This is a genomic window from Pleomorphochaeta naphthae, assembly GCF_055396005.1.
Map to the genome: position 1 here is coordinate 2,998,577 of NZ_AP042457.1, position 16,088 is coordinate 3,014,664.

Here is a 16,088-nt window from a genome sequence, read left to right on the forward strand (position 1 = left end):
AACAGAAATGTATCTAAAGTAAATAAAACTTCAGGGGAAAAGAGGAAATTTAAAATGATTGAGTATAAAAAATTTGATATAAATTATTCTTTAGAAAACAAAAATGCAATTATAACAGGTGGTGCTAATGGAATTGGTTATGCGATTGCTTCTCTGTATGCTGAAAAAGGTGCAAATGTTTTTTTATTAGATATTGCAAAAAATGGCGAAGAACAAGCTAAAAAAATACATGATGAATCTCATAGAATTGCGAAATTTATAAAGACAGATGTATCTGATAAAACAGCAATTGAACTCTCTGTTAATACTGTCTTAAATGTTGTCGATAAGATTGATATTTTGGTAAATAATGCCGGTGTTGTCTTTTTGGATAATGCTGAAACTTTATCTGAAGAAAGTTGGAATAAAACTATATTGATAAATCAAACAGCAGTTTTTTTAGTCTCTCAAGTAGTTGGTAATGTAATGATAAAACAAGGCTTTGGTAAAATTGTAAATATGGCCTCTCAAGCAGGGGTAATCGCTTTAGATAAACATATAGCTTATAGTGCTTCTAAAGGAGCAGTTATTGCTATGACAAAAATTTTAGCTTATGAATGGGCAAAGTATGGTATTAATGTTAATTCAATTTCTCCAACAATTGTTATGACTGATTTAGGCAAAAAAGCTTGGGCTGGAAAAGTTGGAGAAGATATGAAAAAACAGATTCCAAATGAAAGATTTTGTGAACCTAACGAAGTTGCAGCATTAGCCGTTTTTTTAGCTTCTGATGCTAGCATGATGATCAATGGTGCAAATATAATGATTGATGGCGCTTATTCAATTAAGTAAAAGGGTTGAGTGATTATGAAAATAGCAATTGGATCAGATGAAGCAGGATTTTATTTAAAAAAAATAATCTGTGATTATTTAAGAGAAAATAATTATGAAGTGCTTGATTGTGGAGTTTATGATAGTTCTCCTTCACTATATCCTAATTCAGCTTTAAAAGTAGCTAATTCAATTTTAGATAATAAAGCTGAAAGAGGGATATTAATTTGTGGGACAGGAATTGGGATGGCAATGACTGCTAATAAAGTTCCTGGAATTAGGGCTGCACAGTGCCATGATGTTTATTCCGCGGAAAGAGCAAAAAAGAGTAATGATGCTCAAATTATTACTATGGGTGCTAGAGTTATAGGCCCTGAATTAGCAAAAGTTATCGTTAAATCCTTTTTAAGTTCAGATGGAATAAAAAAATCTTCAGTTGAAAAAATAAACAGAATGATGGAAATTGAAAATTCATATAGATAAGGAAATTGATATGCAAAGAATTATAAATAATCCAGATTTAGTAGTAGAAGATATGTTAAAAGGCTTTGTGAAAGCTCATGATAATATAATTTGTAATACTAAAAACCCAAAAGTACTAAAATATAAAAAAGCTCCAATTAAAGGCAAGGTTGGGATTGTAACTGGAGGAGGTTCCGGTCATAAACCGGCTTTTATTGGATATTTAGGTAATAATTTAGTTGATGCTGTAGCAGTTGGCGAAATTTTTTCTTCTCCAACAGCAAAATCATTTTATGATGCTTTTAAAGAAGCTGATTCAGGTGAAGGTGTTGCTTGTTTATATGGAAATTATGCTGGTGATAACATGAATGTTAAGATGGCAATAGATCTTGCTGAAGATGATGATATTGTTGTTAAAACAGTTATTGCTAATGATGATGTAGCTAGTGCTCCTAAAACAGAAAGAGAAAAAAGGCGAGGTGTTGCCGGTGAAATTTTAATGTGGAAAGTTGGTGGGGCTAAAGCTTCGTTAGGAGCTAGTTTAGATGAAGTTATTAGAGTATCACAAAAGGCTATAGATAATAGCAGAAGCGTTGGTATTGGTTTAACATCCTGTACTATCCCAGCAGTTGGTCATCCAAATTTTGAAATAAAAGAAGGGACAATGGAAGTTGGTATAGGTCACCATGGGGAACCTGGAATTAGAGTTCAAGAATTAATAAGTGCAAAAGAAATGGCAAAAATGGCCGTTGATATTGTACTTCCTGATTTACCTTTCAAAAAAAATGATGAAGTTGTAGTTCTTGTTTCTGGACTTGGAGCTACACCAGTTATGGAATTATATATTTTTTATAACGAAGTTGAAAATTTATTAAGAGAAAAAGGTATAAAGATATATTTTCAATATGTTGGAAACTATTTTACGTCCCTAGAGATGATGGGTGTAACCTTAACAGTAATGAGAGTTGATGAAGAGCTAAAAGAATTAATTGATCTAGATTGTTGTTCAATGGGATTAACTCAAAATAGTTTAAGAGAGGACTAAGATGGAATCATTTAAAAATGCTGATGGAAAAATAATAGTGATAGATATGATAAAAACTATCCAGGATAATAAAGAATATTTAAGTGAAGTTGATGGGGCTATAGGAGATGGAGATCATGGTATAAACATGAATAAAGGTTTTACTATTTGTGAAGAAAGGCTAAATGGTCAAGATTTCAATTTTAGTAAAAGTTTAACTACTTTAGGTACCGTTTTACTAACAGAAATTGGGGGTTCTATGGGGCCCCTTTATGGAAGTTTTTTTAGAAGTATGGGAAAAGTTTCAAAAACTTCAGAAAATATTGATAAGATAATTTTTGCTTCAATGTTGCAAGCAGCTTTTGATAAAATTACTTCTATTGGAAGTGCCAAAGTTGGCGATAAAACATTGATAGATACTTTATATCCAGCTTTAGAGAGTTTTAATAGAAGTGTAAAAGAAGATAAAACTTTTGCTTTTTGTCTTGATAAAATGATAGAAGCGGCTGAAAAAGGAAAGGATAGTACCATTGATTTAGTGGCTAAGATTGGACGGGCTGCAAGACTAGGGGATAGATCAAAAGGTGTATTAGACGCAGGTGCAACATCGTGTTTTTTATTGCTTAAATCCATGGCTTTATCTATTCAAAGATTACTTAAATAATCCTTATATATTATAGATATTTTATATTTTAACAATTATCTTAACCATAAGTAGAAAATCTTTTAATGTTCCAGCGAAATTGGGGACAGCATATATAAAAGAAAATTAAAACAAATACATAACCATCCCATATTAATTTTATTGGGATGGTTTTAATAAACTTTAGAAAATTCTTTTAGAATATGTTCAGTAGATTCCAAATCTTCTTTTTTTACAATTTCAACCGGAACCCAAACTTTTTGTAAAGTTCCTGAATTTTCTGAAAATAGGCAAACTTTATTATTTCTTTTATCAACTTTTATAATTTTGCCATTAAAAGTTGCTAAAGGACCAGATATTACACTCACACAAGTTCCAATATCTAATGTAATTTTAGAGGGAACTATACTTCCATTATTAGAGAAAATCCAAGTTGCATAATTTAAATCTTCATGGGTTAACTTGTAAGAAATATTACTTTTTTCTTCTGTCGTTTTGCTTACAACAAGTCCATAACAATCATTTATTTTTTTGAATTCTCTAGAGTACATATCTAAAATAATATTTGTTTTGATAAATAAATAACCAGGAGTTAGCGGCTTGCAAACTGGTATGTAAGTTTTGCCCTTTTTTACACGATATTGTTTGGTTGGAAAAAGTACATTAAAAAATGCATCTTCATTGAAGATCCGTTTTAAAAGAATATTAACTTCTTCTTTAATTTTAATTTCTTTTGATACTTTACAAGAAATACAGTAATAGTTCATACCTTGAAAATACTTTATAAAATTGCTTTATTCAAGGAAAAGTTAAAATATTTTAAAATAAGTAATGAAAACAAAAATTAAAAAGTAACATATCTTTATTATTTCTCTAGAAAAGAATCTTCCTTAAATAAATTAACTTACACAAACGTATATTATTTTTTGTTATCTTAGTTATTTTGTTTTTATTATTGTTTGGTTTTCTTTAGAGTATTACTTACATGTTGATGTTTTTTTTATAAATTTTAGATATTTAATAAAATACAATTATAATATAATAACAATTGTTTTTATTAGAAACCTAAATATAAATATTTTTTTGGTCAGTCAAGTAAAAAACTGTATATTAAAGCTTTAAAAAGCCATATTTGAACCATTTAACCTTATAAATTTAAGAAAAAAATATATAGAAAATTTAAAAATGGTTTAATGATAACAAATATATAAAAAAATATAGATATTTGCATATTTAATACAACATGTTGTATAAAATTATAGTACATGTATAAGAATTTTGGTGTTTTTTTGTAAAATTAAAGCTTGACAGATGTTTTTTTTGATATATAATAACGAAGAAAACATACCTGTTGTTTTTTAATTAAGGAGGAATAATGAAAAAATTATTATCAATTCTATTAATTTTAATGTCATTACCGGTTTTAGCGTTTGCTAATGGAGAAAAAGAATCAGAACAAAAAGAAGTTACTATATGGTCTTTCAATTTAAGTCCAGATGCTTTAGCTGAAGTTCAAGATAAAATTATTGATGTATATCAAGAAAACAATCCTGAAGTAATTATTAACTGGCAAAATATTCCATATGCAGGTTATAGAGAAAAACTATTAACTTCAGCTGCAGGCTCAGCTTTACCAGATATCTTTATCGATGGATTTAACATGGTAGGAGTTTATGAAAATGCTGGAATTATTGAAGATTTAACAGATGATTTAGATAGTTTTGATTTCTGGGATAAATTTACTCCTAGCGTAGTGGATTTAGCAAAAGTTGGTGATAAAGTTTATGGTGTTCCATTTAGACTAAAAGTTTATCCAACCATTATTAACACAGCTATTTTTGAAGAAGTTGGCTTGGATCCAGAAAATCCACCTGTAACTTGGGATGATATGCTAGCTGCTGCTAAAAAGATTTTCAAAGCCGAAAATGGTTCAGTAGTTAGAGCTGGTGCATCTAATTTCTATAACCAAGCTTCAATGGCAAGGACTTTTGATATTTTAGTTCAACAAGATGGTGGTCAATTATTAGATGAAGAAGGAAATCCTGCATTTAATGATGAACATGGTATGAATGCTCTTAAATTCTTAATTGAGTTATATAATGTTGAAAAACCAGTTGGTTTAGCTCCAATTGATGAAACAGTAAACAGAGTATTTGTATTAGGAAAAGCAGGTATTTCTACAACAAATTCTTATGATTCAATTCAAAGTGCATTACAAACAGGTGAAGAAGATATCATTGCTAAAACAAAAGTTGTTATGCCAATGAAGAGTAATAACCCAAGTGGTAAACCTGTTGCTATGTTTGATGGTGATATGGCTTACATATCAAGTACAACTTCTGTTAAGGCTGAAGCTTTAGATTTTATCAATTATTTCTATCAACCTGACAACCTACTTGTATATCTTAAAGCAAATAAATGTGTACCATTCTATGCTGAACACTTAGATTCTGAATATATGAATGAACTACCAGTTTATAAAGATTTATATAGGTTCCAAGAATATGGTGGTGTTTTAGCTAAAACCGCTGCTTATAGAGCTGCTAGAGGTTACTTATGTGAAGAAATTGAAAAAGCAATTTATGAAGGTCAAGGTCTTCAAGAAACTTTGGATAAAGCTGAAAGTAGATGGTTACAAGAAATTGAGGATATGAAATAAAATTCATAAATTTGTAAATTAATATTGGGTTAATGCAAATTAACCCAATAATATGGAAAATATTCGTTATGATAAATAATAAAACAATAAAAAATTATCTTGTAGTACTAGTTTTTATATCACCTTGGATAATTGGATTTATCTTTTTTATTGGCGGACCAATGCTTTCAACCTTTTGGTTAGGCTTTACAAGGTATGATGTTTTCAGAAGTCCTAAATTTATTGGTTTAACCAATTATTATAGACTGTTTTTTGAAGATGAAGTATTCATGAAATCATTATACAATACTTTATATTATACAGCATTAAATGTTCCTCTTGGTGTTTTTGGATCGTTATTAATAGCTTCAATGTTAAATAACAACCTTCCAGGAAAAAATATTTTTAGAACTGTATTATATATACCAAGTATTACTTCTGGTATCGCCATGGCAATGCTTTGGATGTGGATATTTGATCCAGGAGTAGGTATTGTAAATGAAATATTAAGAAATATAGGAGTTTCTAATCCTCCATTATGGTTTAAGAGTACTGTTTGGGTAAAACCTACAATGGTTCTTGTAAAGATTGTAGAAATCGGTGGAGCAAGAATGATTATTTTCTTAGCCGCTTTACAGAATACACCAGCTGATTTATATGAAGTTGCATATATTGAAGGCGCAAATTCATGGACTAGGTTTAGAAAAATAACATTACCAATGATAAGCCCTATTTTATTATTAAATCTCATAACAGCCATAATCGATTCATTTAGAGTATTTATTAATTCATATGCAATAACAGAGGGCGGTCCATTAAATGAAAGTATGTTCTTAGTTCTATATATATATAAGAATGCTTTCTCAAATTTAAAAATGGGATATGCATCAGCTATTTCAAGTATTTTCCTCGTAATTATTTTCATAATTACATTAATACAAATGAAATTGTCTAACAAATGGGTAACCAATGTAAGTGAGTAGAGAAATATGAAATTAAAAAAAAGTAAATATAGCCTTGGGCAATTAAAAACTGTTAAATCATCACAATTAGCTGTAATTATAAATTATGTTGTTTTGACTTTAATAGGAGTATTTTTCTTGATTCCATTTTTTTGGATGATAATTACTGCTTTTAAAACACCAAATCAAACATATAATCAACCGGATTTATTTTTTCCAAGACCTTGGACATTGCAGAATTATAAAGATGTATTTGATCAATCACCAATTCTTTACTTTATAAAAAATAGTGTTGTTGTAACTTTCTTCAGTGTAATTGGAGCTGTTGCAAGTGCAACATTAGCAGGGTATGGATTTGGAAGATTAAGATGGAAAGGAAGAGATGCTATTTTTTCTATTGTGTTAATTGGAATGATGGTTCCAAAACAAGCAATAATGATACCTGTTTATTTAAATTTCCAAAAATTAGGTTTAATAAACACTTTGTATCCTCTTATCTTACCTTCTGTTTTTTCTGCAAGTGTAAAAGGTGCCTTTTATATTTTTACAGTTAGACAGTTTATAATGATTATTCCAAGAGATATTGATGAAGCTGCTGAGATAGATGGATGTGGGCCTTTTAGAATTTATTACAAAATGATATTACCTCTATTAACTCCTGCAATTGGCTCTATTTTAGTATTTTCATTTATGGAAAACTGGAATAACTTCCTAGATGCAATAATTTATTTAAATGATGAACTTAAATATACTCTTGCAATAGGTATCCAGTATTTTAAAACACAGAGCATGACAGATTGGAATAAAATCATGTGTATTTCAATCATCAGTCTTTTACCAGCAATTATAGTATTCTTCTTAGGTCAAAAACGACTCGTTAATGGAATAAATTTAAATGCAAGTAAAGGTTAGTAAAAAAAGAACGACTTAATATATAGGAGATAAAATTATGAAAGAAGAGAGAAATGTATTAGTCTTAAGTGGAGATGGTACAATAAAAGTTCAAAAAGATGCTATTCCTGAAGTTACAAAAGGAATGGTTAAAATAAAAGTTTCTTGTTCTCTAGTTAGTCCTGGAACAGAGTTAAAAGGTTGGGACACCCTAGCAAAGCAAAGAACAAACCCTACACCATTACCTAAACCTAAAAAGTTTGGTTATTCTTTATCTGGAATTGTTGAAGAAGTTGGCAGTGATGTTGATAGATTTAAAAAAGGCCAAAGAATTGCAGCTATCGGTGCAGGTTTTGCTATACATTCTAATTATGCAGTTGTTCCTCAAAATCTTTGTATTGAATTAGAAGATGAAGTTACCGATGAAGAAGGTTCATATTCAATGCTTTTAGCAACAGCTTTACATGCTGTTAGAAGAGCTGATCCTAGTATTGGCGAATATTATGCAGTATCTGGTTTAGGAATTGTTGGTTTATTAACTGCTAGATTATTACAATTATCAGGTTGTAGAGTTTGCGGTATTGATCAACATGTAGAAAGATTAGAAATCGCAAATAAACTAGGAATTGAAGATGCATTCTTAGCTAGTGATGAAAAAATTAATGAAAAATTACAAGCATTTACAAATAATGAAGGCCTAGATGGAGCAGTTGTTGCCTTTGGTGGCCAAGCTCAATCTGCAATGGACCTTTTAGTTAATAATACTAAACTTAGCCCAGATTTACATCATGAAGGTGTTATAGTAACAGTTGGTTGGCCTGAATTTGATTACTTCGGTGAAATTGGTAAAATGAACAACATTGATTTAAGAAGATCCTCAAGAACAGGTTGTGGTTATCATGATGCTGAATGGGAAATTTCAAAGAAAGATTATCCATCAGTTTTCGTTAGATGGACAACTCAAAGAAATCTTAAACTATGTTTAGAATTAGTAAAAAATAAAAAAGTTGATGTTAATTTATTAACAACACATAAAATCGCTTTAATTGATGCTGAAAAAGAGATTGCTTCATTATTAGATGAATCAAATAAAATGCTTGGCGTAATATTTTATAACTAGAGGGTAAAATTAAAATGAACAATAAAATAATAGTATTTACAAAACCTTGGAAAAATGAATCTTTAGAAGAGTTAGTAGCTTTAGTTAAAGAAATGGGCTTTGATGGAGTTGAATTGCCAGTAAGAGATGGTTATCAAGTAACTCCTAAAAATGTTAAAGAAAACTTGAAAGATGCTGTTGCAGCATTTAAGAAAGAAGGCTTAGAAATTGCAAGTATTGCTGGTTCAATTGAAAAAGATACAATTGAAGCAATGGGCGAATTTAACATTCCATTATTAAGAGTTTGTTTAAAGATTGATATGGAAAAAGGTTATTTTGCAAGTGTTAAAGAACACCAAGAAACAATCCTAAAACATAAAGATGAATTAATTAAAAACAACGTTAAAGTAGCAATTCAAAACCACCATGGTTTTAACATAGGTAGTGCATTAGGTTTACATCATATCATGGAAGGCCTTTCAACTGATATTGCAGGATCAGTATTAGATTTTGCACACTGTGGCCTAGATGGAGAACCAATTAGCATGGCTTATGACATTGTTAAAGATTCATTAGTATTAATCAACTTTAAGAGTGCTTACCAAGCAAAACTTAATGGACCAGATGAAGTTGAAGGCGAATATACTGTATTATGGTCAACTTCAAGAAATAGTTTATATTCTTGGAAAGAAGCAGTTTCTCTTCTTAAAAAATATAATTATGAAGGTCCAATTTGTCTTCCTGCTGAATATAATTATCTCAACGGTGAAAACCCAATTATGGGAGATGAAGCAAAACGTAGAGTTTTATATGATTTAGATTACTTAAAGTCTTTAATGGCATAAGTATTGATTATTTTCATACTGCTTAGTAGCAGTATGAAAATAAAATAAGATAAGGAAAAAATATGTTAGAAAAATTAGGTAAAACCGATTTATATACAAGCAAAATTGTTTATGGATGTATGGGTGGAGCTGGAGCTTTTGGTTCACAAGAAGAAAAAGATTCAATTGAAGCTTTACAAACAGCTCATGAAGTTGGAATCAATTTTTTTGATACTGCAGAAGCATATGGCAATGGTTATTCAGAACAATTATTAAATAAGGCTTTAGGCTCAGTTAGAAAAGATCTTGTAATTTTATCAAAGGCTGCAACTCCTAATGTTGGAAAAGATAAGATAATCACAGCTTGTGAGAGATCTCTAAAAAATCTAGGAACTGATTATATTGATATATATTTATTGCACTGGCCAAATAGAGATGTTCCATTTGAAGAATCTTTAGAAGCTTTAGAATTATTGAAGAAACAAGGAAAAATAAAATATTTTGGTGTTTCTAACTATGGTGAATTAGATTTAAAAGATGCAGTAAAAAAGACAGATCAAATTGTAGTTGATGAAGTTGCATATAATCTATTTTTTAGAGCTATAGAGTTTGGAACACTTCCAACTTGTATTGAAAACAATATTCCAGTTCTATGTTATTCCTCATTAATGCAAGGTTTATTAGCTGGTAAATATAAAGATATTAAAGATTTTCCAGATAATAGAGCTAGAACTAGGATGTTTGATAGCAGAACCCGTTTACAATGTAGGCATGGGGAAAATGGATGTGAAGCAGAATTAGCTGATTCTTTAGAAAAACTTTGGGCACTTGTTAACAGCACTGATTATTCAATGGAAGAACTTTCTGTTGGTTGGTTGAAAAAACAACAAGGTGTTGGTGGTGTAATTGTTGGAACTAGAAATAGAGAACAAAGTTTAGGTCTAAAAAAATTAATCGATATTGATTTAGAGTCAGATATTTTAAATGAAATTACAAAAATCACTGATGATTTAAAATCTGCACTTGGCCCAAATATTGATATGTGGGATTTTAGAACACGATAATAGAAAGGAAATTTAATGGATTATTGTTTTTATTGTGCGGATGATGAGAAAAGAAAGAGTTTAATGATTGAAATAATTAAACTTGACTTTTCTACGATATATTTAAATAAGGATCAAAGTCATCTTGGTCGAGTTGTGGTTAAATATAATGATCACAAGACAGAATATTTTCAATTAACAGAGGAAGAGAGAAATGGCTTTTTCAAAGAACTAGCCATGGCCTCTCAAGCTATATATAATCTGTATAAGCCAGATAAATTGAACTACGCCACTTTTGGTGATTTAGTTCCCCATATCCATGTTCATCTTGTACCAAAATACAAAGATAAGCTAAATTGGGGTTCGGCTTTTGACGATTCTTTAGAAAAGCAATTTTTATTAGAGGCAGACTATAATAAAATGATAGCTGAAATAAAGGAAGAAATAAATAAATTAACAAATTAGAAAAGGAAGTTGGCAACATTATGTTCATGTATCAGAAAATTTTTACCGAAGTTAAAGCAAGCATAGAGAATGGAAAGCACTTATATGGGGATAGGTTGCCAAGTGAACGTGAATTTGTTGAAAAGTATGGGGTAGATCGAACTACAGTTAGGAAAGCTTTTGAACTGTTAGTGAAAGAAGGCTATGTTGAAAAAAGTCCAGGGAAAGGGTCTTTTGTTTCTTATGGGAAAAAAACAAGTGAAAAAGACATTAAAACCACTTTAGGAACAATAGCCTTCTTTTTGCCTAAAAGTAATAAAAATACTGATAGAATTACAATTCCTTTTTATTCTCAATTGTTTTCTATTTCTGAACAAACATGTAGAGATTACTCCTATTCAATCTTTTATTCTACTTTAGAAGAAAATGATTCAATATTAGAGATAATGAATCAACAAAAAGTAAGGTTTGTCGGAATATTATTTGTTTCAAATATATTAGAAAAACATATAATAGAAGCAAATAATTTAAATATTCCAAATGTATTGTTAAACAATATGTCAAATCTTACTTGTTCAGTAATTTCTGATAACTATTCTGGTAGTTATATGGTTGCAAATCATTTAGTTAAATTAGGACATGAGAGATTTTGTGTCTTAAATGGTATTGAAGAATATCAAACAGCTAAGGATAGATTAAGAGGAGTTAAAGAAGCCTTTAAGGACAACAATATTAATTTAGATAATGTTGATGTTATTTCAGATAATTCTTGGGAATTTGAAGGGGGCTTTGCGGCAGTTTCAAAATATTTAGAGACAAAAGAACATCCGCCTACTGCTTTAATAGCATTTAATGATCGTCTTGCTAATGGTGCAATGCAAGCTATACAAAAAAAAGGTTTAATTGTACCTGATGATATAAGTGTTGTTGGTTTCGATAATTCTGACTTATCGAAATATACTTCTCCAAAGTTATCAACGGTTGAAATTAATGCTCCCTTTTTAGCTAGAGTAGCTTTTTTCAACTTATTAATGCAACTAAAGTTTCAAAAGATTTTTCCAACAAAAGTTCTCGCCCCTGTTAATTATATTGAACGTGATAGTGTGACTTCTATTGGCTGAAAAGAAAACAATAATTAGACTTAATAGATGTAATTAACATTTATAAATATTTTAACAAATATTTAAATTGGAGAATTTAAAACAAATGAAAAAATTAGAAAGTCAGCGAATCAGAGCAATAAGCCCTGAAAGTGATTCTTTAAAAATTGGAACTGGTTGGAAAATCGGGGATTTATCAAAACCACAAATTTTAGTAGAAAGCTCATTCGGTGATAGTCATCCCGGAAGTGTTCATCTTGATGAATTAGTAAATTGTGTTGTCAAAGGAATAGCAGATGAAGGCGGAAAGGGTGCTAGATATTTTGTTACAGACATTTGTGATGGAATATCTCAAGGTACTGATGGAATAAATTATTCTCTACCTAGTAGAGATATGATTTGTAACATGATGGAAATCCATGGTAAATCTACAGGCTTTGATGCTGGAGTATTTATTGCAAGTTGTGATAAATCAGTTCCCGCTTGTCTAATGGGTACAGGAAGATTAAATCTTCCTTCAATCGTGGTTACCGGTGGAGTTATGGATGCAGGACCTAATCTATTGACTTTAGAACAAATTGGAACATATGATGCTCAATTCAAACGTGGGGAAATTACAGAAGAAAAATATCTATGGTATAAACATAATGCATGTCCTTCTTGTGGTGCTTGTTCATTTATGGGAACAGCTTCTACAATGCAGATAATGGCTGAAGCTTTAGGCTTAATGCTACCAGGCTCTGCTTTGATGCCTGCAACTAGCCCAAAGCTAAGAGAAGTAGCATATCAAGCAGGAAGACAATCTGTAAAAAATGCTCTATCAAAAGTTAAATCTCACGACATAATTACATCTAAATCATTTAAGAATGCAATTTTAGTACATGCTGCGATTTCAGGCTCAACAAATTCTCTATTACATTTACCAGCTATAGCTCATGAATATGGAATAGAAATTGATTCTGACTTATTTAATAGCATCCATTCTGATGCACATTATCTTTTAAATATTAGACCAGCTAGAAAATGGCCAGCTCAATATTTCTATTATGCAGGTGGGGTTCCTAGAATAATGGAAGAAATAAAAGATAGATTAGATTTAGATTGTATGACAGTTACAGGAAAGAGTTTAGGCGATAATTTAGAAGATTTGAAAAAAAATCATTTCTATGAAGAAGTAGAAGAGAATTTAAAAGCTTTATCAATAAAAAGAGAAGATGTTATAAGATCATATAATAATCCAATCGGTAAAAATGGTACAGTTTCTATTTTAAAAGGTAATCTAGCACCTTTAGGCTCAGTAGTTAAACACTCAGCTGTTCCAAAAGAAATGTTTGAAGCAACTTTAAGGGCTAGGCCTTATGATTGTGAAGAAGAAGCAATCGCTGCAATTCTTAATAAACAAATTGAGCCAGGAGATGCTGTAATTATAAGATATGAAGGTCCAAAAGGTTCTGGAATGCCAGAAATGTTTTATACAACAGAAGCAATAAGTTCAGATCCTCAATTAAGCAGTTCAATAGCATTAATTACTGATGGAAGATTTTCTGGAGCATCAAAAGGCCCTGCTATTGGTCATGTTTCTCCCGAAGCAGCTGAAGGTGGTCCAATTGCCTTACTAGAAGAAAATGATCTTATCTATATAAACATTGAAACTAGAAAGCTTGAAATAGTTGGTGTAGCTGGAGAGAAAAAGAGTGAAGAAGAAATTGAAGAAATTTTAGAGGAAAGAAGAAAAAATTTAAAACCATTTGAGTCAAAATATAAAAGTGGCGTAATTAAATTTTATTCTGAACACGCAAACTCTCCAATGAAAGGTGGATATATGGTATAAAGGCTAACTTAAGTAAAGCCTTAATAATAATTATATTTTAATTTATTAGAGACAGATATTTATAGAATTAGTTTTTTTAAAACTCTAATTTTGAATCGTTTAGATTTGAGGTAAAAATGAATAATACAGATATATTTAATATTTCAAAAAAGAAAGCGATAGTTACAGGCGGTTCAAGAGGCTTAGGTCATTCAATGGCTGAAGCTTTACTTGAAGCGGGGTGTAGTGTTGTAATTATTGGGTCTTCAGATAAAGTTTTTGAAGCTCAAGAAAAGTTTAAAGATAGAAATTTAGATTGTTATGCAGTAAAAGCTAACCTTATTGAAAGAGAAGAAAATTATAGAGCTTTTAATGAAGCATTAGAACTTCTAGGTGGTGATTTAGATATCTTATGTACAGCTGCTGGAATACAGAGGCGACATAGTGCTGAAAACTTTCCAATTGAAGATTGGGATGATGTTTTATCAATTAACCTAAATTCAGTTTGGATATTAAACCAAGAAGCTGGAAAAGTAATGCTTAAGAAAGGGTCTGGAAAGATTATTAATGTAGCTAGTATGCTATCTTTTTTTGGTGGACAAACTGTTCCAGCTTATGCAGCTGCGAAAGGTGGAGTTGCTCAAATTACTAAGGCCCTAACAAATGATTGGGCGTCTAGAGGAATTTGTGTAAATGCTATAGCTCCAGGTTATATGGAAACAGAAATGAACACAGCCTTATTAAACAATGAAACTAGATTTGAGCAAATAAGTAGTAGAATACCTATGAATAGATGGGGAAAAGCCTCAGATATGAAGGGGGTAACCATATTTTTAGCCTCTAAAGCTAGTGATTATATTTCCGGAGCAATAATACCAGTTGATGGTGGATATCTTGTGAAATAAAAATACCAAAATTTGAAATGATAAGAAGTGCTAATTTTTAATTAAAAGAAAGCACTTCTTTTTATTTGTCGAAAAAATATTAATTATCTTCTTACTTAAAAATTAAAAATATAATAAATAAGCTATAATCATTGAAAGGTGAGATAAAACTTAAATTGTATAAAAAATATGGAGTATCATCCCTTAACAAAAGTTCTTTTTTACTCTTAAATATAAATAGGATACAAAAAATCAAATAGATTTTTGAAAAAGAGGGTAGAATAATGAAAATATTATTAACAGGTGGAGCTGGATACATTGCATCTCATACATGTATTGAATTAGTAAAAGCAAATCATGAACCAATTATTGTTGATAACTTTTACAATAGTCAAAAAGAAGCTATTAGAAGAGTTGAAAAAATTGTTAACAGACAAATTCCTTATTATGAAGCAGATGTATGCGATAAGGAAGCAATGCGAAAAATCTTTGAAGAAAATGAAATTGATGCCATTATTCACTTTGCTGGTTACAAAGCTGTTGGTGAATCAGTTGCAAAACCATTAGCTTATTATAGAAATAATATAGATTCCACTCTTACCATTTGTGAATTAATGAAAGAATTCAATGTAAATAAGATAGTATTTAGTTCTTCAGCAACAGTTTACGGTTTAGCTGAAAAAGTACCTCTAACTGAGGATATGCCAACTGGTTGCACAAATCCTTATGGTTGGACAAAGTATATGATTGAGCAAATACTAACTGATTTTGCTGCAGCTAATAAAGATATGTCTGTTGTTTTATTGAGATATTTTAATCCAGTTGGAGCACATGAATCTGGAGAAATTGGAGAAGACCCAGTTGGAATTCCAAATAACTTGATGCCATATATTTGCCAGGTTGCTGTTGGCAAACTAAAGAAATTATCTGTATTTGGAAATGATTATCCAACCCCCGATGGAACAGGTGTTAGAGATTATATACATGTAGTTGATTTAGCAAGAGGTCATGTTGCAGCATGTGAATACGAACACAAAGGAACTGAAATAATAAATTTAGGTACAGGTATAGGTTACAGCGTATTAGATATAGTCAAAGCTTTTGAAAAAGCTAATTCAATTAAGATTCCATATGAAATTGCTCCAAGAAGGGCTGGTGATATTGCAATATGTTATGCAGATGCATCAAAAGCAAAAAAACTGCTCAATTGGGAAGCAAAATATGACCTTACAACTATGTGTCGTGATGCTTGGAATTGGCAAAGTAAAAATCCTAAAGGATATAATTAATAAATTTAATAATTAATATTAAAACTGATAAAAGCTGTTGATTAAAGTATTTTTGTTACAAATCAACAGTTTTTTTTTATTTTCTACTAAATTATATAACAATGTTGTTTTAAAATATTTTATTTTAAGATTAGCCAAAAAAAAATAGACAACTTTTTTCAAAAT

Annotated in this window: 16 protein-coding genes; 15 read left to right on the top strand and 1 reads right to left on the bottom strand. The window is 30.2% G+C overall.

Features of this window, described 5'->3' with window-relative positions:
- The first annotated feature begins 54 nt into the window (after window positions 1–54).
- The 4 genes from ACZ5SO_RS13655 to dhaL are packed head-to-tail and all read left to right on the top strand — an operon-like array spanning window position 55 to window position 2,960.
- Window positions 55–831 carry a GolD/DthD family dehydrogenase gene (locus tag ACZ5SO_RS13655; protein ID WP_464625359.1) on the top strand — a complete coding sequence of 259 codons (777 nt, stop codon included), beginning with the start codon at window positions 55–57 and terminating at the stop codon, window positions 829–831.
- 15 nt (window positions 832–846) lie between these two features.
- The gene (gene rpiB / locus ACZ5SO_RS13660) at window positions 847–1,293 is read left to right on the top strand and encodes a ribose 5-phosphate isomerase B (RefSeq protein ID WP_464625360.1); all 447 of its coding nucleotides are present in this window, start codon (window positions 847–849) and stop codon (window positions 1,291–1,293) included.
- A gap of 10 nt (window positions 1,294–1,303) precedes the next feature.
- Window positions 1,304–2,317, top strand: coding sequence for a dihydroxyacetone kinase subunit DhaK (locus tag ACZ5SO_RS13665; RefSeq protein WP_464625362.1), 1,014 nt, complete (start codon window positions 1,304–1,306; stop codon window positions 2,315–2,317).
- 1 nt (window position 2,318) lies between these two features.
- Window positions 2,319–2,960: a dihydroxyacetone kinase subunit DhaL gene (gene dhaL, locus ACZ5SO_RS13670; RefSeq protein WP_464625364.1), complete on the top strand. Its 642-nt coding sequence runs from the start codon at window positions 2,319–2,321 to the stop codon at window positions 2,958–2,960.
- A gap of 152 nt (window positions 2,961–3,112) precedes the next feature.
- Here the strand turns inward: dhaL and ACZ5SO_RS13675 are convergent, their stop codons facing one another.
- Window positions 3,113–3,706: a transcription termination/antitermination NusG family protein gene (locus ACZ5SO_RS13675; RefSeq protein WP_464625365.1), complete on the bottom strand. Its 594-nt coding sequence runs from the start codon at window positions 3,704–3,706 to the stop codon at window positions 3,113–3,115.
- Window positions 3,707–4,314: 608 nt separating this feature from the next.
- On the opposite strand from ACZ5SO_RS13675, the gene ACZ5SO_RS13680 reads away from it, so the two are divergent.
- The 11 genes from ACZ5SO_RS13680 (at window position 4,315) to galE (ending at window position 15,923) form a co-directional block, all read left to right on the top strand.
- Window positions 4,315–5,598 (top strand): ABC transporter substrate-binding protein, encoded by a 1,284-nt coding sequence (locus ACZ5SO_RS13680; RefSeq protein WP_464625366.1) that lies wholly within the window; start codon window positions 4,315–4,317, stop codon window positions 5,596–5,598.
- 68 nt (window positions 5,599–5,666) lie between these two features.
- On the top strand, window positions 5,667–6,560 hold the full coding sequence (locus ACZ5SO_RS13685; RefSeq protein ID WP_464625367.1) for a carbohydrate ABC transporter permease: 894 nt from the start codon (window positions 5,667–5,669) through the stop codon (window positions 6,558–6,560).
- Between the two features lie 6 nt (window positions 6,561–6,566).
- Window positions 6,567–7,451 (top strand): carbohydrate ABC transporter permease, encoded by an 885-nt coding sequence (locus ACZ5SO_RS13690; RefSeq protein WP_464625368.1) that lies wholly within the window; start codon window positions 6,567–6,569, stop codon window positions 7,449–7,451.
- A gap of 37 nt (window positions 7,452–7,488) precedes the next feature.
- Window positions 7,489–8,550, top strand: coding sequence for a zinc-dependent alcohol dehydrogenase (locus ACZ5SO_RS13695; protein ID WP_464625369.1), 1,062 nt, complete (start codon window positions 7,489–7,491; stop codon window positions 8,548–8,550).
- A gap of 14 nt (window positions 8,551–8,564) precedes the next feature.
- A complete protein-coding gene (locus tag ACZ5SO_RS13700) occupies window positions 8,565–9,374 on the top strand; it encodes a sugar phosphate isomerase/epimerase family protein (RefSeq protein WP_464625371.1) in 810 nt (269 codons plus the stop codon).
- A 62-nt stretch (window positions 9,375–9,436) separates the two neighbouring features.
- A complete protein-coding gene (locus ACZ5SO_RS13705; RefSeq protein WP_464625373.1) occupies window positions 9,437–10,417 on the top strand; it encodes an aldo/keto reductase in 981 nt (326 codons plus the stop codon).
- Between the two features lie 15 nt (window positions 10,418–10,432).
- Window positions 10,433–10,861 (top strand): HIT family protein, encoded by a 429-nt coding sequence (locus tag ACZ5SO_RS13710; RefSeq protein ID WP_464625374.1) that lies wholly within the window; start codon window positions 10,433–10,435, stop codon window positions 10,859–10,861.
- Between the two features lie 26 nt (window positions 10,862–10,887).
- On the top strand, window positions 10,888–11,961 hold the full coding sequence (locus ACZ5SO_RS13715; protein ID WP_464625375.1) for a GntR family transcriptional regulator: 1,074 nt from the start codon (window positions 10,888–10,890) through the stop codon (window positions 11,959–11,961).
- Between the two features lie 85 nt (window positions 11,962–12,046).
- A complete protein-coding gene (gene ilvD, locus ACZ5SO_RS13720) occupies window positions 12,047–13,771 on the top strand; it encodes a dihydroxy-acid dehydratase (RefSeq protein WP_464625377.1) in 1,725 nt (574 codons plus the stop codon).
- 116 nt (window positions 13,772–13,887) lie between these two features.
- Entirely contained in the window at window positions 13,888–14,655 is a 768-nt protein-coding gene (locus tag ACZ5SO_RS13725; RefSeq protein ID WP_464625378.1) for an SDR family oxidoreductase, read from the top strand.
- 263 nt (window positions 14,656–14,918) lie between these two features.
- The gene (gene galE / locus ACZ5SO_RS13730; RefSeq protein WP_464625379.1) at window positions 14,919–15,923 is read left to right on the top strand and encodes a UDP-glucose 4-epimerase GalE; all 1,005 of its coding nucleotides are present in this window, start codon (window positions 14,919–14,921) and stop codon (window positions 15,921–15,923) included.
- Window positions 15,924–16,088: the final 165 nt, after the last annotated feature.